We start from the raw sequence: 23,744 nt of genomic DNA, 5'->3' as shown, positions 1-23,744 counted from the left end.
TTTAGATAATTCTTAAAATCATGAAAAAATTAAATCATATTAAAAGCTGTTTGCTACTTGTCTGGCTTGCCGCAGCCGCATTCATGCAACCGGGCTGTAAAAAGGATGCAACATCATCATCAAAAGGGACCCCTGTGATTACCTCTATCCGTAATTATGTGGCCCATCCCGGGGATTCGCTACTGAGCAGTGTGGGTACCGGTCAATGGGTAGTTATTTCGGGTAAAAATTTAAAAGGTGCACTTGCTATCAATTTTGATGGCGTAAAAGGCTCTTTTAATGACGCCTGGTTTTCAGATACCAGCGCTATCGCCCTGATTCCGGCTGTTATCGCGTTCCCGACGGTACCTTCGGATAAGCTGAATACCATACAATACATCACCAATCATGGTCAAACTACGTTTTCGTTCCCTATTGTAGCGCCCGCCCCTACTATTACAGGCGTTTCTAACGAAGACGCTAACCCGGGCGATTCGGTTAAAATAAACGGGCTTAGCTTTTTCTTTGTTAAGAGCGTCATTTACGGCGGAATTAATATTACCAGTTTTAAATCGTCGAATGATGGTACAAGCATCAGCCTTGCAGTGCCTGCAGGCATTACGCAAACAGGTGGTATTGTTAGCGTTGAAACAAAATCAGGTAAAGCTGCTACTGTTTATTCGATACACAATTTAGTAAACGGGGTAATTGAATAATTACGATAACATTAATAATTTCTCGTGGGGTTCGGGCACTTCCAACAGCTCAGCAACTTACCCTGGCAACACCGGTTATTATGGGATCATGAAAGCATCAAATGTTCCTGCCGGCGATGGATCCTGGTGGAATGACGGCAGGTCAATCAATACAAACTCGGCGCAGTGGATACCCCAGGCCAACATGAAAGATACCTTAAGCCATTATGTTTTAAAATTCGAGATATCGGTTACCAAGCCGTGGACAAACGGCTCTATCCAGATAGTAAAAGATTACTCATGGACTTATTCAGCTCTTTACCATCCATGGAAAACCTCTACAGGAGCAACAGTTCCGTTTACTACCAAGGGCTGGCAAACAGTTACTATTCCATTATCAAATTTTGTTGACAGTAAAGGCTTTCCGGCACCAACGCTTTCAGATCTGCTCGGTTCAGCAGGAGCCGGGGCCATCAACGTTACATTTACTAATGATGGTTCAAGTACTGTTCAAAATTTCGAGGCAGCTATTGATAATATCAGAGTAGTAAGAGTTAAATAAGCGAGAGAGTTAGTTGATTATAAATGAATGCGCGGGGTCTTAACAGGCCCCGGCATTTTTTTAGCTGACGCCTGGATATTAAAACTCTGAAAGCTGAGATACGGAGAAAACTCCGGTAAAGAATTTAATATAACTGTTCATAACCTGACAGCAGTTTAAATTAAAAAGTAAAAGTTAGTTGAATAAGTGAATGCCTGGGGTTGTAGCAGGGCCCCGGCATTTTTAACGATATAAGCTAACAATGTTATGTGCGGCATGAAATTTTAAAAACTGTACCGCATACATCAAATGACCATATTATAATTGTTCCAATACTTACCTAACCCAATAATCGCATGCAAAAACAAACAAAGAATTTATTACCAACCAGTTAAAAAATGAAAAAAACATTTTTCTTAAAACCAGTATTTTTAATGGCAATCGTATTGATTTCGTTTTTTTCGTGCAAAAAAACGAATAATGCACCGCCGGAACTTACCGTAAACCAAACAGCAATAACTTTTACACCTCAGGGCGGTACGCAGGATTTTTCTATTTCGTGTAATGCAACATGGAATATCGTTAATCCAGGCTCTACCTGGCTGCAGTTAAGCACCACCTCGGGCAATAGCGGCAGTATCGTTATTCATATCAAAACGTTATCAGAAAACGGTACAGGATCAACACGTTCCAGTACTTTAACCATAAACTCCTCAAACGGACAGGCACGAACCTTAAAAGTATCTCAAACATCTAACCTTTTTCCTAACTACAATACATCGCCAATAGCTCCTGATGCAACCGGGATGAGCAGTAACGCTGTTCAGCTTGCCGCGAAAATAAAATTGGGTTGGAATATCGGCAATACACTGGAAGCTTCCGGCGGCGAAACAGGCTGGGGTAATCCGCTAATCACTGAAGATTATGTAAAATTTGTAAAACAGCAAGGCTTTAATGCTATACGCCTTCCCTGCGCCTGGAACATGGGCCATTTAAGTAACCCGGCAACTGCGCAAATAGATCCAAACTGGGTAAAAAGGGTTAGAGAAGTAGTAGGGTATTGCGTAAACAATGACATGTACGTTTTGCTTAACATCCATTGGGATGGTGGTTGGCTTGAAAACAATATTACCCAGGCAAAACAAGATTCAGTTAATGCTAAACAAAAGGCATTATGGGAACAAATTGCAACGGCCATGCGCGATTTTGACGAACACCTGATGTTTGCCAGTGCCAATGAGCCGGCAGCAGATGATGCCGCAGCAACAGCAATACTTTCTACCTATCATCAAACCTTTATTAACGCGGTTAGATCAACCGGTGGTAAAAACGCCTATCGTGTACTGGTGCTTCAGGGCCCTTCTACTAATATGGAGAAAACAAGTGCTTTTATGACCAATCTCCCGCAAGATCAGGTGACAAACAAGCTGATGGTAGAGGTACATTACTACTCTCCATTTCAGTTCTGCTGCCTGTTGGACAATGATGCAAGCTGGGGTAAAATGTTTTATTATTGGGGCACTGGGCATCACTCGGCTATTGAACCTGAACGAAATGCCACCTGGGGCGAAGAAAGTGATGTCGATGCCTCATTCAACCTAATGAAGACAAACTTCGTTGATAAAGGGATTCCTGTTCTTTTAGGCGAATATGGTGCCTACAGGCGTGACAATACTGCGCATGTCCCTTTAGATTTACCGACACACGAGGATGCGGTAGACTATTGGAATTTTTATGTTACAAAACAAGCGAAAACACGTGGCATGCTGCCATTTTACTGGGATACAGGCGGTGCCCTGGATAGAAGAAATTATACCGTAAAAGATCAGCGGACGATAACCGCTATTAAGCAAGGCGCAAATTAAAAAAAACGCCCGGGGCTTCCACTGACCCCGGGTATTTTTTTGTCGCCATCTAATCAATAATGAACTCAACTGAGCTCATTATTGATTATTCATTTTGTTGCGTCATTAACCGTTTTACTATCTACAAATTGTTCAAAAGATATTATGCTGTCGTTTTCCAATTGCCATAGATGCGCCACGCGCGCTTTAAAAAATTTGTTTGTTTCTTTATATGTGCCGCTATAGGTACCAAAGGCAACTACTTTATCGCCGTCAGCAACATAATCCTCCGGCGTAAACTTATAATCGATCCACTCGGTAGCCAGCCGATAAAACACATTTTGCTTAATCTCGTCAAAACCCACGTAAGTGCCGGCGAGTGGAAAACCCGCCGCCTCTGTCCAAACGGCTGCCGGTGCAAGAAATTTCTGAAGGTTTTTACCGTTCTCTTCCGAAGATTTCCCTTCGTAAGTACTCTTTACAATTTCAAGGTTTGTCATTGCTGTTACTATTTACCATTTCATTTCGCCCGTATTTACCTTTGCTCCAATTTGAAGCGCTACATCAAAACGAAGATCTGGATAATGGCTCTTTACAGCATCAACCAACTCCCCTGATGTTTTATTTGCTTTCAGGGCTTCTTCGTAAAATAAAAGGTAGTTTTTAGTGTGGGACACTGACGCAGTATCGAAAGCGGAGTACTGATCAGTATGGGCAGGAATTACAATAGATGGTGCCAGAGCAGTAATCTTATCCAGGATAGCGATCCATTTATCGCGGGCATCGGGCGTTTGTGCGTCGGCTGTCCACAGGTTGAAATTGCTGCCAAAAATATTAATGCCCCCTATTACAGCTTTTACGGAAGGGATCCATACAAAAGATTTCGAAGGGAACTCTTCAAGTCCGTATATTTCAATTTTTTCGTCCTCCAATTCAAATGAACCATCCTTTAGCAATTGCGGCAATACCACATTTTTGGTAAGGGCATTGCCAAGGCGGCCTCCCCAAACGTCAAGTTTTTTTTGCGAGGTTGCTTTAATATGTTCAATGGTTGTATCATTTGCGTAAACTGTAACCTCAGGAAAGTAGCGTTTGAAGATCTCCAATCCGAAATAGAAGTCGGGATCGGCATAACTGATATAAATTAACGATAATTTCTTACCCGAGTTTTTGATATGCTCCGCAACAACTTCCGCCTCGGCCAGGGTAAACTGGGCATCGACGAGTATTGCTTCCGTCTTCCCCGAAATAATTGTTGATGTTACGCCAAAACTGGTTTCCGCTGCTATAAATACATCAAGTGTAAGATTGCCTGATTGAAATTGTTTAAATTGCTGTGCCTGCGCTTCCATAGTTAAAAACCTTTTGTTAAACCTTGTTGATTAATAGATTAAACAAAGGTACCCATGGCTCAAACGAAAAACATTGAACAAGTTCAACAAACGCAAAAAGATAGTTACTTCTCCTTTGCCAGTTTATTACGGATTTTGCTCAAAAACTCATGACTAATCCCCAGGTATGCCGCTATTTGCCTGTTGGATAACCGGTTGTATAAATCCGGATACTTTGCTAAAAAATCCTGGTATCGTTTATCGGCCGTTTTACTCAAATTATCGATCATCCTGCGCTGCAAGGCTACATGCGTTTTCTGCGTCATGATACGGAACAGCTTTTCAATGGCCGGGAAATGCTCATAAGCGAGGTCCTTGTTTTTCCGGGAAATGACCAGGACTTCACTATCTTCCAAAGCTTCAATAAATAAATTTGACGGTTTTTGGTTAGAAAAACTGTCTATATCAGCAATCCACCAATCTTCGGGCGCAAAATAAAGAACTTGCTCAACACCGTTTGCGTCCACATGGTAAACACGGAAAAGTCCTTTCAGCACAAAACCTTCATGGGCACAAATTTGTCCTTCTGATAGAAAATGGCTTTTTTTCTTAAACAACCGGGGTTCAAAAAGATCATGAAACTGTTGCAGTTGATCTTCGCTGAGCGAAACGTGCCTGGCGATGTTATTACGCAGTAGTTGGTTCATAGAATATAATTAATAACACAGCACAGGAGAAAGCTAAGTCAAGCATATCATATGACAACCTTTATACACCTGATATTTACTTTTCCATCTTCAAATACGTTTCTTAAATTAACAAATTTTCTATTAATTTACAGATGATCCGGTTTGATTTTTATAAAAATAAATATCGTAAAGAGCTGCTTATCGACTGCTTTAATGTAGCGAAAATAGCAGACCAAAGTTTATCATTGCAGGAGTTGCACGCAGCTTCCTTGTAGTCTTCAGAAAAAAGACAGGCCCTCCTGTTGAAGCGGAAGGGCCTGTCTTTTAATTTATTATCTTAAGCCGATTTCCCTTAATCAGCAAGCTCAATCCTAAAACCTGATACCTTCCAGTCGGGCAGGTTCACAGGCTTTTTGATAACAAGTGCATCCGCTTCCTGCTGCCATTGTATTTTTTCTTTACTGCCCAAAAGTTTCACGGAGCGTATTTTTTTGATGTTTATTGCCGACGATTTACCCAGCGATTTGATTCGAATATCTGAAGTGGGCGTATCAAGTAAAAAAGCATATAACTTGTTGCCATTGCAGGTGAAACGGATATCTTCTGCCGTGTATTTCATCCGGTCTTCATTAAAGTTGTCGGTTTTAACTTTTACTGCGTTTCCCGGGCGTTCTCCAAATATTTTCCACGGTCGTGATCCGTAGATCCCTTCACCGTTGGCGGCAGTCCACTTACCTATCTCATCAAGTGTATTCAACATATCGGGCTCTAAATCTCCCTCCGGTGTTTGCACAATATTTATCAGCAGGTTCCCATTTTTACTTACTATGTCTACCAGCATCCGTATAATATCGGTACCGCTTTTGTAGGTTTGGCCGGTACGATAGAACCAATCGCCTATAGAAGTATCCGTTTGCCATGGATACGGGCTGATGGAATCCTGAACGCCCCGCTCAAGGTCCTGCACCCACATACCCTGCGAAGGCTGTTTGCAGTTATACACGGCAGTAAGTTGGCCATTGTTGTAGGCCATATTTCCGTTGTAAAAATTAGCTAACATGTTCCTGCCAATATCCCCAAACGGAAATCCGCTATCTGAGTAAAGCAGATCAGGATGATAAGTGTCCACCAGTTCCTTGACGGACTTATACCACGTGCGTTGCCATTCCGCGTCCTTAGTTAACCAGCCGCGGTCATCTGCTTTCGCTTTCGGATGATATAAATCGGCATAAGCTGGATCATTCGCATCATATGGAACACCCTTATAAGCGCCTGAGGTGTCGGCACTATGTGCGGGTTGGTACCAGGTATAGCTTGCTCCCAAATGCTCCGAAACACCAAATTTAAGGCCATTCTTTTTGGCCTCCGTTTGCCAAATACCCACTACATCTTTATGAGGTCCCATTTGTACAGCATTCCACCGGTGCAGTGAAGAATTCCATAAAAAGAAATTATCATGATGAGTCCCCATGCTTACAAAGTATTTTGCCCCGGCTTTTTTATATAGCGCCATCAATTTCGCCGGATCCCATTTTTCAGCCTTCCATAATGGTATGATGTCTTTATAACCAAACTTTGACGGGTGCCCGTAATGCGCAACGTGATATTTATTTTGTTCGCTGCCCTGAATATACATGTTACGGGCATACCAATCACCCTGCCGAGGCACGGCTTGCGGCCCCCAATGCGCCCAGATACCAAACTTGGCATCTCTGAACCACGCAGGATACTGGTATTGTTTAAAAGAAGTATCCGAAGGCTTGAACGGGCCATTGTTAACGGACAGCTCTTGTCCGCGCAGCATCAACGACATCCCGGACAGGACGAAGCTAAGCGCGAAAATCTTTTTAAGGTTAGTTATCATTTTTTCAGGTATTTATAGATAGTTGGAAAAATCTATCGCAGTTGATTTTAATGCAACTTGTTTTTTCATGTCATAAATTGGAATGCAGGCCGCACATTGCGATACTTTCCTGCAAGTAATCTCGATTTATCGGTATCCAGTGTCATCTATTTTAAATTACTTTAGTGCCCGACCGTTTTTATGATGATAGACGTGTAGGAGAATCTCTCGGAACTAACGGTAAGCTTAATATCGCCGGCATTATGAGTGCTCCTGATTACCACCATGGCCCGGCCATGCCAGGCTTTGCGCGAATTGCCTATATATGGGTCGGTGTCCTTGACATTCGCATTATCCACTCCGGCTATTACACCAGACCCTTCAATTTTAAATTGAAGCCGATCTGATGCGTTTGGTTGTAGTACGCCATCCTTATCAGTGATTTCAATTGAAACATAGGATAGGTCCTGCCCATTCGGCAATAGCTGCTTACGGTCGGCAATGAGCCTGACCTTAGCAGCGGAGCCTGAAGTTTGCAGCGTAGTTGATTCAATTTCTTTATCATTTTCAACGCCCACTGCTTTGAGGGTCCCTGGCGTATAGGGTACTGAGAAAGTAGCTTTAAATTCCTGATTTACTGTTGTAGGCTTCTCCTCAAGAAGTTTGTCATTGAAGTAAAGCCTTACTTTGGGATATTTTGAATATATGTCTACGTCTAATTTTCTGCCCTCAAAGCCTGGCCATGTCCAGCTTTCCCAGGTAGGCCATACAGACCACCAGGTTTCTTTGATTTCCAGCGGTTCGGGCTTTGGCTCGCGGACAGCCATGTACAGCTTTTCCTTATCGTTGTACAACATGCTGCGGTAGTGCGAAATCGGTTTTCTCCATCCGGTTAAATCTATATCTCCGCAATACGCACCATGCCACGGAAAAAAATCATTTTCCCAATGTTCTCCTGGCACATCGCCCGAATAATACCATCGGCCAATTCCCGATTCGCCTAAATAATCTATCGCTGTCCATACAAAATCACCAATAATATAATTGTTGTTTTGTACCAGCTTCCAATTGGCAAAAGCATCTCGCGGATATGATTCAGTCTGAAAAATAACACGGGAGGGCACCCTTTTATGATCTGCGGGAGCACCTTGAAGTTGGTAATTATAGCCGCAAACATCATGAGCTGCCATAAGCGGATCTAAAGATTCCCAGTCATTGCCCCACTTTACAATTGCCGATGTTACCGGTCGTGTGCTATCTATACCTTTAACAATACCTGCAAGCATTTTAGCGATCACAACAGCCTCTGGCTTGTTTCTCTCAACCACTTCATTACCTATACTCCACATAAAAATTGAAGGATGGTTCCTATCGCGCAGCACCATTGTTTCCAGGTCGCGTTTCGACCATTTATCAAAATATACAGAATAGTCGTGTTTGTTTTTACCAACTCTCCAGCCATCGAAAGCCTCATCAATAACTAATAAACCTAACCTGTCGCAAGCTTCTAAAAAAGCTTCGGACGGTGGATTATGAGATGTACGCACAGCGTTGAAACCGGCAGCTTTCATTAACTCAACTTTACGTTCCTCGGCCCGGTCAAAAGCAGCGGCACCAAGGCACCCGTTGTCATGATGGACACATCCGCCGCTAATCTTCACAGTTTTACCATTAAGCTGGAAACCTTTGTCCGGCGTGAATTTTATTGAGCGGATGCCAAGAGCGGTCTTTGTCTCATCAATTTTTTCCTTGGCTTTTAATACCTGAATTTGAGCATGGTATAAATATGGAGTTTCTGGTGTCCATAATAATGGCTTCGATACTTTTATAATTTGAGTAATTTCTTTTTCGCTGTGTGCCGGTAACTCTACCTTTGTTGTATTATTTCCCACATCTTTAAAGCTTGCGGATAGCAGCCGGGTGTTAACAGCGATGCGCTGCGGAAAGCTGGTTTCGTTTTTTATCGTAGCCTTAACCTGTACCGAAGCCTGCTTTGAAGAGACTTCGGGTGTTGTAATGGCTACTCCCCAATCGGCTAAGTGTAAGGGATTGGTAACGTCAAGCCACACATGGCGGTAGATTCCTGAACCACTATACCATCTGCTGTTTACTTGCTGTGAATTATCCACACGTACGGCTATCACATTCTCTTTGTTAAAATCCAGGTAAGGCGAAAGATCATACCTAAATGACGAAAAACCATAAGGCCGGATACCAAGGGATTTACCATTGATAAACACCTCCGAATTCATGTAAACGCCCTCAAAATAAACGAAAATGCTTTTTCCTTTCCATTCAGGAGCTACCTTGAACGTTTTTCTGTACCAGCCAATGCCCGTCGGGAAATAACCGCCCGCACCTCCCGTAGGATTTTTGGGGCTTATGCTCCCTTCAATGCTCCAATCATGCGGCAAGTCAAGGTTACGCCAGGCATTATCATTAAAATCCCGTAACCGTGCCAATGAATCGTCACCCAGGTTAAATTTCCAATTGTAATCAAACAATTGTTTTCGCCCGGAGCCAACCGAAGATTGGGCAAAACTTAGAACACTATAAGCCAAAAGCAAGGTGGCTATTGTTATTCTTTTCATAAAAGTGGTATGCTTAACACAGCTATTTAACTGCAATTTTTGTTTTAAGAATGATATTACGGGATGAATTACCTAACTCAAGAACGTATTCGCCGGCTTCTGTGTTCCAGCCTTTTTTTGCTTCATCATAAAATGCCAGATCTGCAGCTTTCACCTGCATTTCTATCGTCTTTGTTTCGCCGGTCTTTAAAAATATCTTCTTAAAAGCTTTAAGCTCTTTTTCGGGGCGTTTTACAGAACAAACCGGATCGTTTACATACAGCTGCACAACTTCGGCACCATTTCTTCCTCCTGTATTTTTGATCGTAAACTTCGCATGGATCGTTTCGTCTTTTTTATAAATTGATTTATCTGTGGAAAGTTTGCTGACAGAAAAATCGGTATAAGAAAGGCCATAACCAAATGGGAACAGCGGCACTATATTTTTTGTATCATACCAGCGATAGCCAACCAATATTCCCTCCTTATATTCGGCTGTGAGATTATTGCCCGGATAGGTATTTAAATTAAACGCCGGCGAATCATTTAACGAAGCCGGGAAGGTAAATGGAAGCTTACCCGATGGGTTTATAGTCCCTTTTAACACATCGGCGAGCGCATTGCCGGCTTCTGAGCCGTTAAACCATGACCAAACAATAGTGTGATTTGATTTTTTGATTTCGTTCAGGTCAAATGGCGCACCAGCCATTACGACAATAACGGTATTTGGATTAACGGCACTTACGGCGTTAACCAAAGCCTGCTCGCCAAAAGGCAGTTCCAGGCTTTTGCGATCATGGGCTTCACTTTCGTATTCACGGTTTGAACCAATACACAAAATGACAACATCACTGCTTTTAGCAAGTGCTATGGCTTCATTAATCAGGTCCTGATCGGGTTTATTATAGTCGCCATTTTGCTCAGCAGTTTTACTCGCCTGGTACTTTGCCCTGTAACCCTGTGCAAACCTGATATCGACGGTTTTACCGAACCTTGACTTTATCCCTTCTAATGCGGTAATCTCATATTTAGCCTTTACACCCGCGCCATATCCTCCTAAGGCGAAAGTACGTACGGCATTATCTCCTATAACTGCTATGCGTTTAATCCCATTTGTCTTTAATGGCAATAATCGTTTATCGTTTTTCAACAGAACTATGGATTCTGAGGCGATATCATATGCGGCTTTAGTGTGCTCCGGTGTTGCGATAGCCCCTTTTGGATGGTTGGCACTCATGGATGTATGGTACACGAGCCATAAAATCCTGCCCACTTTATCGTCAATAGTTTTTACTGAAACCTGCCCGGCTTTAACAGCGGCAAGCAATGGTTTAGCCAGATACCATTGATCATAAGGTCCGCTCGAACCCATTTCAATATCAAGGCCATTGTTTGCTGCCGCCACAGTATGATGCGTGCCGGCCCAATCAGACATAACCACGCCTTTAAAGCCCCAGTCTCCTTTTAAAACTTTGTTTAATAAATACCCATTTTCAGAACACCAATAACCATTTAACTTATTATAAGCCGACATAACGGTATAAGCATTGCCCTGCTGAACGGCAGCTTTAAAAGCAGGGAAATAGATTTCCTGCAAGGCCCTTTCATCAACTATTGTATTTACACTATCGCGGTTAAGCTCCTGATTATTGGCGGCAAAATGTTTAATACAGGCCGCCACATGCTGACTTTGAATCCCTTTTACCGATTGAATGGCCAATTGGCTATTTAAATAGGGGTCTTCTGAGTAATATTCATAAGTACGGCCGCAAAGGGGCATCCTGCAGATGTTGAACGCAGGCGCAAGCATCACATTTTTTTTACGGGCATTCGCTTCCTCTCCTATCACCACACCGTATTTATTGGCCATTATGGGGTTCCAGGTCGCAGCTATTGCCGATCCGTTGGGTAAAAACGTAGCAGAATCGGTTGTCCAATTGGCCGAAGCCCAGTCAAAGCGTTTTATTTCCTCGCGCACACCTAATGGCCCGTCGTCACAGGTCAATTCAGGGATACCTAAACGCGGCACACCTGCCGAAGAAAATAAAGCGTTGCCGTGCAACATTTCTATTTTCTCTTCAAGTGTCATCTTTTTGATGATACTATTGATCTTTAATTTAAGGGCTGCATCGTTTTTGTTTTGTGCAGATACACTACCAAACAAAAAAAGCGCGATAATACAGGTAATTATATATTTCATAAGCATTATTTCTTTAAATTCTTTGTTTAACATCATTTATCAGCAGCTGTAATTTCAATAGCCGACTGCTTTAACCCCGGCGAGATTGCCTTTAAAACTATAGTGCCCGGCAGCCCGGTTGACTGGACAACAACCTGGGCGTAGCCGCTAAAGAGCTTTCGCTTATATTGCGCCGCTGGATAAACCAATTGGATCAGGCCGGGATCGGTATTAACGCTCGCCCAAATATTGGCTTTAAGCAAGGGGGTAGCTACAATAGCGACAGTATTGTTACCGGGGTGCAGTAATGAAGCATCCAGTTTAAATTCGGTGTTCCCATCGCCTGCTTTGATTTCGTGCCCTATTTCCTTACCATTGATGTAGATGTTTTGAACTTTGCCGATATTTTTACTAAATAAGGTAGCGGTAGCGGTTGCCGCATCAGCAGGCATGGTAAAACCAGCCCGGTAAACTATGGCTTTCACTCTTCGGCCAAATTCATCGTCCCGGGTATCTTTAAAAGCATTTTGCCAGCTGCTATCGTTATAATCCGCTGCAACCTCGGCCTTCGCGTTTAAATCGTCGACAAATTTCTCTTTGAAAGCGCCTATATTAATAAGGTCTATCCGTTCTAAATATTGATCCGCCTCCAGCGATGTTGGATCGCCGTTGCCCACCCCTATGATTTTGCCGGGGCCTGTAATTGAAAAGCTCAGCTCATTTTGGGCGGTTGGCACCCGCAGGGCGTTTTTGTCATCGGCCTGCACTGTAATTATGGCAATATCTTTTTTATCGGCCTTAATCGCTTTGCGGTCCACTGTTAACTTAACCTGATTTGGCGTAAGCGTAGTTTTAACAATATCATTACCGGCTTTAATGCCTTTTTTGTACCCTACAGCTTCCAGCGTCCCGGGCTCATATTTTACCTGCCATTCGAGGTGTCCGTTCGGCTCCATAGTTTTTTTGCCGAGACTTTTTCTGTTTAGGAATAGCTCCACCTCGTCGCAATTGCTATATGCGCATACTCTTATTTCCTGGCCTTCTTTGCCATGCCAGTTCCAGTGCGGCAACAGGTGCACCACTGTCTCGTTCGTCCACCATGATTTTAAATAATAGTAATCGTCCTTTGGAAAACCACAGGCATCAACCATCCCAAAATATGACCCCACTGAGGGCCATCCAAACGGCGTTGGTTCTCCCCGGTAATCAAAACCGGTCCAGATGAACATGCCGGCCAGGTACGGACGCGAGGCATAATGTTTCCAGCCTTGTTCCAGGCTATAAAAAAAGTCGTTTTGTTTTCTGTCATATGCCACAAGCTGGTGCTTGTCCATATCATCCTCGTAAATCCCCCTCGAGGCAACTGTCGAGCCCTCTTCGGTACCCCAGCTAAATTGATTCGGATACTTTTTATGCTGCTCATCGGTATTTTTGGTGGCAACGTAGTTATAGCCAAGCACATCTATCACTGTTGATATCCCCGAGCCGATACCGCCGCTTATGGCCGCCGTAATATAACGCGTTGAATCAACCGATTTGGCGAAGGCCTGCATGGTGGCTGCTATCCGCGCGCCGGTAATATTGCCTTCAATAGCCCACTCCTCGTTCCCTATCGACCAACTAATGATGCTGGGATGGTTACGGTCACGCAGGATCATCCTTTTCAGATCATTTAACTGGGTCGGGGTAATCCCCATCGAGCGGTTTTCGTCAATGACCAGCATCCCTAACCTGTCGCAGGCGTTGAGCAATTCGGGTGTTGGCGGGTTATGCGAACAACGATAGGCATTACAGCCCATGCCTTTTAAAGTCCTGATCCTGAATTCCTGTAAAGCATCGGGTATAGCAGCCCCTACCCCGGCGTGGTCCTGGTGATTATTCGTGCCCTGTATTTTTACGTGTTTGCCGTTTAGAAAAAAGCCTTCGTTAGCGTCGAACCTGATGGTGCGGATCCCGAAAGTTGTTACATAACTGTCAATAACAGTTCCATTCTCTTCAACCGTGGTAATCAGCTTATGTAAATTGGGCGTTTCTAATGACCAGAGTTTTGGATTGCTAACCGTCAAAATATTTTTAATATCCTGCGATGCGAAAGGCTTCAACGTAAGCCCGGTAGTCGTTTTCGTCGCAAGGGCTTTGCCACTATCATCAATAATAGTTTGAGTTATATTAAAGCTTCTTGTTTTTTTGTCATCATTGTTGATGGTGGCCGTTGCAGTAACATCGGCCACATTACTTTTTACCGCCGTGGTAACGAACGTTCCATCGGGCACGATGTGAACCTGGTTTGTTTTGTTAAGCCACACATGGCGATAAATGCCCGCGCCTTCATAAAACCAACCTTCTTCCATAGTCACATCCGCACGTACGGCTATAACGTTGTTGCCGCCATAATTTAAATATTCTGAAATATTGTATTCAAAGCTATTATAGCCGCTGGGTTCGGTGCCTAAGTAATGTCCGTTTACCCAAACTATGCTATTTCGGAAAACGCCATCAAATGCGATGGATATGTGTTTACCGAGATCAGAAGCCGGCACAACGAAACTTTTGCGGTACCAGCCAACGCTTGCTTCGGGGAAGTTACGGCCAATAGCTTTCGATCCGTGACTGAAACTGCCTTTCGGGCTAAATGGCTGTTCAACTGCCCAATCATGCGGAAGGTCGATCTTACGCCAGCCCCTGTCGTCAAATTCTGCCGATGCGGCGCCATCGCCATAACCAGTTTTGGCCAAATAGGAGAACCCGCCGGTCCCGTTATAAAAATCTTTAGAAACATCGGATGCATGACCCAAAGCAAAGCGCCAGTCATTATCAACAGATAAATGTTCGCGTTTTGAAGCTATTTCGGGGGATTGGGCTATAGTGTTCCCTGTAGCGAACACTAAAATCAAAAAATACAAAAAGTAGGTTGGTTTCATTTTTTTAAACAAGGTTTGGTATAAGACGCTTGCATGGCAATCAGCGGATTTATTATCATTGCAAAAATTGTTACTTGGCCCCTGCTATAAGGGCATTAATTGTGCGTTGATCAAGTACTTTATTATTTCGTCTGTCCAGGGCAATACCTATATCCCAAAAAAATGGCTTAAGGCCGTTGGCTATAGCTTGTTGTGTTGTAAACTTTATCCAATAATCTACAGCATCATTGTGTACCGCCAAATCTTTAGGGGCAGTTCGTCTGTAAGCGCCATATTCTCCCATCACAACAGGGATTCCTTTATCAACGAATTTTGTTTTCATGAGTTGGAATGTGCTCTTAACCTCAGCCTCTTCTCCATAAGTTGGGTTTCTCGCAGAATCCGATAATGAGTGGTGCCCGTTCCCCCAATAATAAAACATGCGGCCCCATGGTTCATCTTTTTCCATAAGGCAAAAATTAACGGGAGAATAATAATGTACCTCAACCATTAGCCGGCCTGCCACCTGATCGGTTGGCAGGGATGTCATAAAATGACTTGTTTTTTCCATGTTAGTAGATGGGCCCTGCAGTACCAATACACGGTAGGCGTTTTTACCACCGGTTGACCTAACCGCGTTAATAAAAGTTTGATGATAGGTAGCAAGTATTGCTGTTGCCGCGGCATCATCTGCAGCCGGCTCATTAGCGCTGGCAAACATCACATGTTCGTCAAAATCGCGCATTGCTGTTGCAATTTGTTCCCAAAACGCTTTTTGTTTAGCGTTAACAGAATCCTGTTTTGCCGGAGTAATATTATTTTCAAGCCAACCGCCATCCCAGTGAATATTGAGCAACACATACATATCGTTTTTCACACAATATTGTACTACCTGTTTTACGCGGTTTAACCAGGCATCCTGTATTTTGGCAGTTTTTTTATCTGAATATTGATCCCAGGCACAAGGGATACGAATAGCATTAAACCCGCTCCGCTTAACCAGTTTGATATAATCTTCTGTAATTAAAGGATTGCCCCAGCCGGTTTCGGCGCCGGGCGCTTCCATTGTGTTACCGATGTTCCAGCCTAATTTGATGTTTGCTGCCTGTTGCACAGCAGTGTTATCCATTCCCGTTTTATCAGGAGCCTTGGGCGAAATATTGTATGAGGGATAAATTGTTCTGACAACGGCTGTATCCTTCATTGCCATTTGAGGACTATTGCGATAAGCGGCCTTGAGCGGAGAAGCCATCGAAAAAATAGCAGCAGTACACCAAAGTATACGTTTTAACATCATAGTAAATTAAGCAGGTTTGAAAATTGGCTTAAGCAATGCCCAACTTTAATTGCGTTTTACAATAAAGAAACATTGAATTACGCTGCTAATCTAAATGCCGGGGTGCAATCGATTGTTCACAAATGGGGACACAAATGTTAAAACCACATACTTCGCTTATTTACAGCACATTAAAGTAGATTCGCACCCAATAATCGGTCATAACTGAAACAGATGTTGTACTAAATTTAACAAAAAGACCCAAAAAGCATCAAGTTAAACCAATAGCAAAATCAGGTAAATCGTTTTAAAAAATAATAAATGCGATTTCGCACACAACTAAAGCTAAACCAGCCCTCTTCTTTGGAAAGGGTTTAGGTGAGGCCATAAGCGGCAAATTTTAAAAGCGATTTCCTTACGGTAAAACCGGCTGAAGGCTTATAAAACGCTATTTGTTCTTGTTGCTGACATACGCAGATGGAAGGCAATTAAATTCGGCCTTAAAGCATCGTACGAAGTACTTTTGGCTTTTAAAGCCTACTTTGTAAGAGATCTGTGATATAGTTAATTGTGAATTCTCAAGCAACTGTGCGGCACGTTTGAGGCGGATGGTACGGATCAGATCTACGGGAGATTTTCCTGTTAAAGCCAACGCTCTTTTGTACAGGGTTACGCGGCTCACAAATAATTCGCTGCTCAATTCCTCTACCGAGAATTCGGCATTGTCAATGTTTTTTTCGATTATTTGTACCGCTTTTTTTATAAACGCTTCATCAAGTGATTCGGTTTCTACTTCAGTTGGGGTAACGTCAAGCTGCTTTTGATAAGTTTTACGCATATCTTGCTGCATGGCCAATATGTTCTTTAATTTAGAAGTCAGAATCTCGAAATTAAAAGGCTTGGTCAGGTAATCATTGGCGCCGGTTTCAAGCCCTTCCAATTGCTGTTCTTCATCTGTAACAGCCGTAAGCAACACAACCGGTATATGTGATGTACGTTTATCGTTTCGTATTTTCCGACATAAATCAATGCCATTCATTTCCGGCATGCTGATATCGCTGACTACCAGGTTAGGGTGAAGGGCCAGGGTTTTTTGCCATCCTTCCTTTCCATTGGCAGCCTCGATAATGTTGAAAGTATCATTTAAATTGTCTTTCAAATAAAAACGGAAATCCTCATTATCTTCAACCAGTAAAACAGAAAGCTTCTTAATTGAATTGCTGCCTCCCGCCTGCACCCAATCGGGGTTTTCGGATACTGCTGTCCGGGGGAAATCAGGTTCATTTATCGATACTTCTTCCTCTGTCACTAAATCAACAGGTAAAAGTATAGTAAAATAACTGCCCTGGCCGGGTTCACTTTGCACTGATATTTCACCGTTGTGCAGCTTTACAAATTCTTTGGTTATTGACAGCCCTATACCACTACCCTGGTTAACCATAGAGCCCGGCACCTCGTTTTGAAAAAAGCGCTCAAAAATTCTGTCCTGCTTATCTAACGGAATTCCAATACCCGTATCAATAACCTTTATCTCAAGCTGTTGCTTTCCGGAGTCCTTTTCGAGTATCGCCAATAAAACGCTTATATGCCCGCCATCAGGTGTAAACTTAAAAGCATTAGAAAGCAGGTTGAAGATGATGCGTTCGATTTTATCGTGGTCAAAGTTGACAATCAGGTTTTGAATTTCCGAATCGAATACCAGCCTGATATGTTTTTTTTCAGCAACATCCGAGAACGAGTAAACCATTTCCTTAATAAAATTGATAATATCTCCGCTCCGTGCATGCAGCCTAAGTTCCTGCACCTCCATTTTCCTGAAATCAAGCAACTGATTTACCATATTTAGTAACCGTTTGGCATTGCGGTTAATTAATTGCAACTGATTTCTCTGCTCTTCGGCCTCGGTTTGCTTTAAAATCTTATCAACAGGCGCCATTATCAATGATAAAGGGGTCCGGAATTCATGGCTTACATTGGTGAAGAACTTAATTTTCATCATATCAAGTTCATGCATACGCCTGGCCTCCTGCCGCTCATTTTCAATTAACAATTTAGCCTCGCGTTTCTCCTTTTCGATTTCAAACTGCCTTCTTATTTTTTGAATTCCGCGCCGGCGCATAAAAAATAGGATCCCAAATAAAAGTAATATATAAATAAAATAAGCTATTGTCGATTTCCAGAACGGGGGCAATACCTTAATTTTTAATGTGATATAATCAGGGTCCCACCGCCCTTCCTGGCTAATCGCCCTTACTTTAAAAGTATAATCGCCCCCATCAAGGTTGGTGTAGGTGGCTTTTCTCGTAGCATTATCGGCATCAATCCAATCCTTATCAAAGCCTTCCAACATATACTGATGTTTTACTTTGTTGGGATTAAAGAAATTAAGTGCGGCAAACTCAATGGTAAACACATTTTCATTGTGTGTCAGCGTCAGCTCGCGGGTAGCCGAAATAGCTTTTGACAATACCACATGTCCGTTAACTTCTTCATTAGCCTTGATACTTTTATTATAGAGCAAGAAATCAGTAAAAGTTAGTTTAGGTTTATTGATATTGGCATGTATAGCTATGGGGTCGAAAATATTGAAACCATGCCCGCCGCCAAATATGAGTTCGCCCTTGCGGGTTTTGAGCCCTGCCTGATCATTAAATTCCCGGCCTTGCAAACCATCCGTTTCATCAAAATTCTCAAACCTGAAAGCGTAAGGAGCCTTTTGCGCAATAAGCGTTACCCTGCTTAAACCATTAGCAGTACTCAACCACATTCTTCCTTTGCTATCTTCCAGTATTTGCAATATGGCATTATCTGGTAACCCGTTTCGCTTGGTTAACGATGTGAACTTGTTGGTTTCGGGATTAAGAATGCTTAACCCGTAGCGTGTAGCTATCCAGATCAAGCCGCGCCCGTCCTGGTTAATGCAGTTAATAGTATTACTAATCAAACTATTTGCATCATCTTTATTTATGCTGTAATGGATAAACCTGCCTGTATTTTTTAAAATCACATCGATACCAAAGTATCCTCCAACCCAAATATTGCCTTTGCGGTCTTCAAACAGAGCAGAAACGTAAAGGCACCTGATATCTGTTTGTTTAAAGGGACGGGAAAATTTCTTTTTTTCTCTGTCAAATATCTGGAGCCCGGCTGCAAATGTCCCTATCCATAACGTATGTGATGAATCTTCGAAAATACTCATCACCCGGTTATCGGCAAGGCTCCCGGCTATCTTATCGTCATGTTTATAGTGGGTAAACGTTTGTCCGTCAAAGCAATCCAGGCCGCCAAAATATGTCCCTATCCACAATTTTTGATCATGGTCGACACATAAACTGACAATAATATCATTGCTGAGACTGTTTGCATTTCCTGGTTCGTACTTATATTGTTTAAAGCTGCCGGTTTCACGGTTAAAATAAATCAATCCTCCTCCATTTGTACCAATCCAAATGTTCCCATTTTTATCTTCAACAAACTTGTTAGCATCTTCGAAACCCAAACTTTTAGGGTCTGAGGCGAAGTGCCTGTACAATGGGAACCGGATAATATTTTTGTGATAATAACTTACTCCTTCTTTAAAGGTGCCTGCCCACATAATACCCGAATCGTCCTTATAAAGGTTGATAACGCTGTTTTGACTTAATGATTTGGCATCATCTTCCCTGTTCAATAAATAGGTAAATGTGAAAGTTTTTTTATCTAACAAATTTATACCGCCGTGGTCGGTCGCTATCCATATTAACCCGTCATCAGCCTGGATAATGTTGCTGATGATATAAGATTTTAATTTGAGCCCCGAAGGTTCGTTAGCGATAGGCCTGAACGCCCTGCTTGAGGGACTGTAATAATACGCGTTGGCGTAAAAACCAGGTGTGTAAAACCATAAATCGTTATCCTTATCAACAGTAATGGCGTAATATGCATCTTTACTATTAACAGCTTTATTAAAAATATCTGTGCGGTAGGAAATTTTATTTTGACTGATATCAAACTTTTCAACCATTCCGTTACGGTATACCAACCAAAGGTTGCCGGCAGCATCCTGAGTTATGTCTGAAATGAGATTTGAATATAATGATACGCTTGAACGGTCGTGATAATACCGACGGGTTGTTTTGTTGACTCCATTATACCTGTAAAGACCGGAATCCGGGCACAAAAGCCAAAACTCGCCCTTACCACCGTGAATTATTTTAGATACGTTAGGATATCCAGGAACCTTTAACGAGCTCGTCATTACCGACATATCACTGTCAAACTGCTCCGTTTCCGGATTATAAAAACAATATCCTCCGCGGGTTGACACCCATAATTTTTTGCCGGGTCCTTCAAAAATACTGCTTACAAAATCATCGTTAAGTGACTTTTTATTATTAGCGTCGTGCTTGAATATTTTAAAACTATAGCCGTCATAACGGTTAAGGCCTGACGCGGTCCCAAACCACATAAAACCTTCAGAATCTTTAAAAATGCAGTTAACCTGGTTGTGAGACAAGCCATTGCTTCTGTTGAGCTGCGAAAACTGGTATTTGCCATTTTGCGCAAAAGCAACACGAAACGTCAACAACAATATAAGCACGCTTAGTGATAATTTATATCTCATAGCTTAGGAGTATTCATAAAAATAATCAATAAAAGACAGTGTTTGGTAAATATCGAATTTTAATATGCAAAGCAAGCCTGTTAATGCCTGGTATTAATGCAAAGTTTTGAGATATTCCTTCTTTATATTGGTTGATTCAAACCTACAGTAAGCCGCCATCTAAAAACTTAATTAAAATGGACTTTTTGTTGTAAAAATCCGACTTTACTATATTTGAGATATTCATATGCATTTAGGGATATCAATGCAATTTGCATATTTGTGATTCAGATGATCAAAAGAAATTTAAAACATACTTTCTCGCTCCTCAACGTTGACTATGTGAAGCTCAACTCCAAATGGAATTACAGGAATGTGATCAGTCCTTACTACCGTATTTATTATATAGATGATGGAGAAGGTGAAGTATCAGATGCCGCCAGTTCGTTAAAGCTTGAACCAGGCTATCTATACATCATTCCAAGTTTCACGCTATGTAACTTAGGGTGCAGTGATTATCTGGGCCAGTATTTTGTTCAGTTTTTTGAGGATTCGATAGATGGAAGTTCGCTTTTCGCTAACCACAGGGTTATATTGAGAACAAGGGCCACCGAAATGGATATCAACCTTTTTAACAGACTGCTTGAAATCAACCCGGGTAGAGGAATTAACCGGTCAGACAATCCCAAGGTATATGAAAAAGATATCTACTATAAGGAATATCAGGAACTTAATAATCAACAAAACACTTCCGTGTACCTGGAAACCCAAGGTATCCTGATGATGTTAACCGCAAAATTCCTTAACCCACAATTATTTAAGCATCCAGAACATAAATCTATACCCGTTAAAATTGCAGAAACCTTAAATTATATCCTTGTTAATTTACACATGGATCTAACTGTGAACCTGCTGGCTTCCCGGGCAAATCAAAATGTCGATTATTTTTCAAGGCAGTTTAAGCAGCACACAGGAACCAGGCCGTTGAATTATATAAATGAAAAACGAATTGAACGTGCACAATATTTGATGGCAACAAGCAGAATGGCTTACTCAGAGATTTGCACACAAACCGGGTTTGATAACCTTTCTTATTTTTCCAAAACTTTCAAAAAGCTAACCGGTATGTCGCCCAGCGAATATAAAAAACAGATGTACCAGGTTGGCTTCAATCATTAGTATCCTTATGCTTATCATTGTCGCTTTTTTCACCAATAATGCTGCAAATTGAGAATAGCATGGTCTGAAACAGCCAATGCTTCCATTTTTACAATCCTGTTCCCAAGCTTTCTTTCACTACGCATCCTGACATGGCGTAAACAAACGCTTAATTTCCATTATTTGATAATCCTCAATAAATAAGCTATTTATAGTCAAACCTGAAAGATAATTTGATTTAAGTAGCATCCGATCCTTTTATCAATCTTAACTTCAATAGTAATATTAACCGCTCAAAAGTCGGTTTTGTATAAAAAAAAGTCCCATTAGGTCAACTATTTAAATATTATTTCAAAGAAATTTGATTGATGATCAATTACTGACCGACGTAAACTGAATTGCTCATCAACCAATTATAAATAACGATATATAGAAATTTACTTAAAGGCCTGGCTACTCGTTGCACAGCTGATCCAGACAGGTACTTTTTCAAAACTTCCAAACTCAATTATGAAAAGAAGAACATTAATAAAAGGCATGGCCACGGGGCTCTCGTCTTTGTATTTGTCAAAGGCTTTTGGCAGCAGTTTGCTGCAAACTAATTCAAACGCCGCAATTGCTTCGGGGCCTTTTAAACCCAGTTGGGATTCATTGACTCAGTACCAGGTGCCGGACTGGTTTCGCGATGCCAAGTTCGGGATGTGGGCGCATTGGGGCCCGCAGTGCCAGCCGGAACGTGGCGACTGGTATGCACGCGGCATGTACCAGGAAGGCAGCGACCAGTATAAATATCATGTTCAAAAATATGGGCATCCTTCCAAATTTGGTTTTAAAGACGTTATTAACGAATGGAAAGCCGAAAACTGGAACCCAGATGAATTGGTTGGCCTATATAAAAAAGCCGGCGCCAAATATTTTATGGCACTGGCCAATCACCATGATAATTTTGACCTTTATGACAGCAAATACCAAAGCTGGAACTCTACTAAACTTGGCCCTAAAAAAGACCTGATAGGCGGCTGGGCCAAAGCAGCTAAAGAGCATGGTTTGCCTTTTGGCGTAACCGTACACGCTTCCCACCCCTGGACCTGGTATGAGGTTGCCCAACGTGCGGATAAAACCGGCCCGTTGGCAGGCGTACCTTATGACGGCAAGCTTACCAAAGCTGATGGCGCAGGTAAATTGTGGAGTGGCTACGACCCACAGGAATTATATGCACAAAACCATCCTTTAAGTAAGGATAGCCTTGATGACAACAGTATGGGCAGTCACTGGGACTGGGGCAACGGAGCAAGCGTGCCCAGCAAAGCTTATTGTGATAAGTTTTTGAACCGCACCATTGAACTGATAGATAAATACGGCCCAGAACTAATTTATTTTGATGATACAGCCCTGCCACTATGGCCGGTAAGCGACGCCGGTTTAAAAATAGCTGCCCATATGTACAATACCAGCATTAAAAAGCATGGAAAACTACAGGCCGCGCTGTTTGCTAAAGTATTGAATGAGCAGCAGCGTAAATGCATGATATGGGATATAGAACGTGGCCAAAGTAACCAGATAGAACCTTTACCATGGCAAACCGATACCTGTATTGGCGGTTGGCATTATGATCGGCGCATATTTGATAATAAAGGCTACAAAAGTGCCAAAACAGTGGTACATACCCTGGTTGATATTGTAAGTAAAAACGGTAACCTGCTTTTAAATGTCCCGTTACGGGGAGACGGAAGTATCGACAGCGAAGAACGAACTGTTGTTGAGGGCATAGGAGCCTGGATGCAGGTTAACAGCGAAGCAATTTATGGCACCCGCCCGTGGAAAGTGTTTGGAGAGGGACCCGCAACAGATTCAGCGGCCCCAATTAGCGCGCAGGGCTTTAATGAAGGTAAAGGCAAACCATTCGGAGCCGAAGATATCCGTTTTACCGTAAAAGGCAAAACCCTTTACGCCATTATGCTGGGTTGGCCAACCGGGAATGAAGCCGTTGTTAAAAAGTTAGCAAAAAATAATGAAACAGGCAATGTAAGCAGTGTAAGCTTGCTCGGAAACGGCAAGTTGAGTTTTGAGCAGACTGAGGCCGGTCTTAAAGTAAAATTGCCTGAGCAGGCACCCGGTAAAGATGCGTTTGTTTTAAAAATAGAAGGAGCTGTTTAA

General features: G+C 42.3%; 14 protein-coding genes. 5 read left to right on the top strand and 9 right to left on the bottom strand.

The features are described 5' to 3' along the window. Positions 1–20: 20 nt before the first annotated feature. The 3 genes from ABID99_RS04950 (at position 21) to ABID99_RS04940 (ending at position 3,080) form a co-directional block, all read left to right on the top strand. Complete coding sequence (locus tag ABID99_RS04950; protein WP_373613055.1) at positions 21–695, top strand: hypothetical protein; 675 nt, start codon at positions 21–23, stop codon at positions 693–695. Next, positions 688–1,236, top strand: coding sequence for a glycan-binding surface protein (locus ABID99_RS04945; RefSeq protein WP_373613054.1), 549 nt, complete (start codon positions 688–690; stop codon positions 1,234–1,236). The genes ABID99_RS04950 and ABID99_RS04945 overlap by 8 nt, the downstream gene beginning before the upstream one ends. A 377-nt stretch (positions 1,237–1,613) precedes the next feature. Further along, positions 1,614–3,080: a cellulase family glycosylhydrolase gene (locus ABID99_RS04940; RefSeq protein ID WP_373613053.1), complete on the top strand. Its 1,467-nt coding sequence runs from the start codon at positions 1,614–1,616 to the stop codon at positions 3,078–3,080. An 89-nt stretch (positions 3,081–3,169) separates the two neighbouring features. Here ABID99_RS04940 and ABID99_RS04935 read toward each other — a convergent pair whose 3' ends face one another. The 9 genes from ABID99_RS04935 to ABID99_RS04895 form a co-directional block, all read right to left on the bottom strand. Continuing rightward, complete coding sequence (locus tag ABID99_RS04935) at positions 3,170–3,559, bottom strand: nuclear transport factor 2 family protein (protein ID WP_373613051.1); 390 nt, start codon at positions 3,557–3,559, stop codon at positions 3,170–3,172. A gap of 12 nt (positions 3,560–3,571) precedes the next feature. After that, entirely contained in the window at positions 3,572–4,411 is an 840-nt protein-coding gene (locus ABID99_RS04930) for an MBL fold metallo-hydrolase (protein WP_373613050.1), read from the bottom strand. Positions 4,412–4,515: 104 nt separating this feature from the next. Beyond that, positions 4,516–5,097 carry a Crp/Fnr family transcriptional regulator gene (locus tag ABID99_RS04925; RefSeq protein WP_373613049.1) on the bottom strand — a complete coding sequence of 194 codons (582 nt, stop codon included), beginning with the start codon at positions 5,095–5,097 and terminating at the stop codon, positions 4,516–4,518. A 334-nt stretch (positions 5,098–5,431) separates the two neighbouring features. After that, a complete protein-coding gene (locus ABID99_RS04920) occupies positions 5,432–6,943 on the bottom strand; it encodes an alpha-L-fucosidase (RefSeq protein WP_373613048.1) in 1,512 nt (503 codons plus the stop codon). A 161-nt stretch (positions 6,944–7,104) separates the two neighbouring features. Next, a complete protein-coding gene (locus tag ABID99_RS04915) occupies positions 7,105–9,513 on the bottom strand; it encodes a glycoside hydrolase family 2 TIM barrel-domain containing protein (RefSeq protein WP_373613046.1) in 2,409 nt (802 codons plus the stop codon). A 22-nt stretch (positions 9,514–9,535) separates the two neighbouring features. Next, complete coding sequence (locus ABID99_RS04910) at positions 9,536–11,692, bottom strand: glycoside hydrolase family 3 C-terminal domain-containing protein (RefSeq protein ID WP_373613045.1); 2,157 nt, start codon at positions 11,690–11,692, stop codon at positions 9,536–9,538. 32 nt (positions 11,693–11,724) lie between these two features. Beyond that, entirely contained in the window at positions 11,725–14,592 is a 2,868-nt protein-coding gene (galA, locus tag ABID99_RS04905; RefSeq protein ID WP_373613044.1) for a beta-galactosidase GalA, read from the bottom strand. Between the two features lie 70 nt (positions 14,593–14,662). Then, the gene (locus ABID99_RS04900) at positions 14,663–15,868 is read right to left on the bottom strand and encodes a glycoside hydrolase family 5 protein (RefSeq protein ID WP_373613043.1); all 1,206 of its coding nucleotides are present in this window, start codon (positions 15,866–15,868) and stop codon (positions 14,663–14,665) included. Positions 15,869–16,295: 427 nt separating this feature from the next. Then, a complete protein-coding gene (locus ABID99_RS04895) occupies positions 16,296–20,450 on the bottom strand; it encodes a two-component regulator propeller domain-containing protein (protein WP_373613042.1) in 4,155 nt (1,384 codons plus the stop codon). Between the two features lie 270 nt (positions 20,451–20,720). Between ABID99_RS04895 and ABID99_RS04890 the strand changes: the two genes are divergently transcribed. Together ABID99_RS04890 and ABID99_RS04885 are read left to right on the top strand one after the other, a co-directional pair. Then, a complete protein-coding gene (locus tag ABID99_RS04890; protein ID WP_090533203.1) occupies positions 20,721–21,608 on the top strand; it encodes an AraC family transcriptional regulator in 888 nt (295 codons plus the stop codon). Between the two features lie 489 nt (positions 21,609–22,097). Further along, positions 22,098–23,744 carry an alpha-L-fucosidase gene (locus ABID99_RS04885; RefSeq protein ID WP_373613041.1) on the top strand — a complete coding sequence of 549 codons (1,647 nt, stop codon included), beginning with the start codon at positions 22,098–22,100 and terminating at the stop codon, positions 23,742–23,744.

This window comes from Mucilaginibacter sp. OAE612, assembly GCF_041806395.1.
Taxonomy (GTDB): Bacteria; Bacteroidota; Bacteroidia; order Sphingobacteriales; family Sphingobacteriaceae; genus Mucilaginibacter; species Mucilaginibacter rubeus.
This window is presented reverse-complemented; position numbering and strand designations above follow the sequence as displayed.

Coding starts and splice junctions, on each gene's coding strand:
- ABID99_RS04950 (WP_373613055.1), top strand. CDS start 21: ATGAAAAAATTAAATCATATTAAAAGCTGTTTGCTACTTGTCTGGCTT.
- ABID99_RS04940 (WP_373613053.1), top strand. CDS start 1,614: ATGAAAAAAACATTTTTCTTAAAACCAGTATTTTTAATGGCAATCGTA.
- ABID99_RS04935 (WP_373613051.1), bottom strand. CDS start 3,559: ATGACAAACCTTGAAATTGTAAAGAGTACTTACGAAGGGAAATCTTCG.
- ABID99_RS04930 (WP_373613050.1), bottom strand. CDS start 4,411: ATGGAAGCGCAGGCACAGCAATTTAAACAATTTCAATCAGGCAATCTT.
- ABID99_RS04925 (WP_373613049.1), bottom strand. CDS start 5,097: ATGAACCAACTACTGCGTAATAACATCGCCAGGCACGTTTCGCTCAGC.
- ABID99_RS04920 (WP_373613048.1), bottom strand. CDS start 6,943: ATGATAACTAACCTTAAAAAGATTTTCGCGCTTAGCTTCGTCCTGTCC.
- ABID99_RS04915 (WP_373613046.1), bottom strand. CDS start 9,513: ATGAAAAGAATAACAATAGCCACCTTGCTTTTGGCTTATAGTGTTCTA.
- ABID99_RS04910 (WP_373613045.1), bottom strand. CDS start 11,692: ATGAAATATATAATTACCTGTATTATCGCGCTTTTTTTGTTTGGTAGT.
- galA (WP_373613044.1), bottom strand. CDS start 14,592: ATGAAACCAACCTACTTTTTGTATTTTTTGATTTTAGTGTTCGCTACA.
- ABID99_RS04900 (WP_373613043.1), bottom strand. CDS start 15,868: ATGATGTTAAAACGTATACTTTGGTGTACTGCTGCTATTTTTTCGATG.
- ABID99_RS04895 (WP_373613042.1), bottom strand. CDS start 20,450: ATGAGATATAAATTATCACTAAGCGTGCTTATATTGTTGTTGACGTTT.
- ABID99_RS04890 (WP_090533203.1), top strand. CDS start 20,721: ATGATCAAAAGAAATTTAAAACATACTTTCTCGCTCCTCAACGTTGAC.
- ABID99_RS04885 (WP_373613041.1), top strand. CDS start 22,098: ATGAAAAGAAGAACATTAATAAAAGGCATGGCCACGGGGCTCTCGTCT.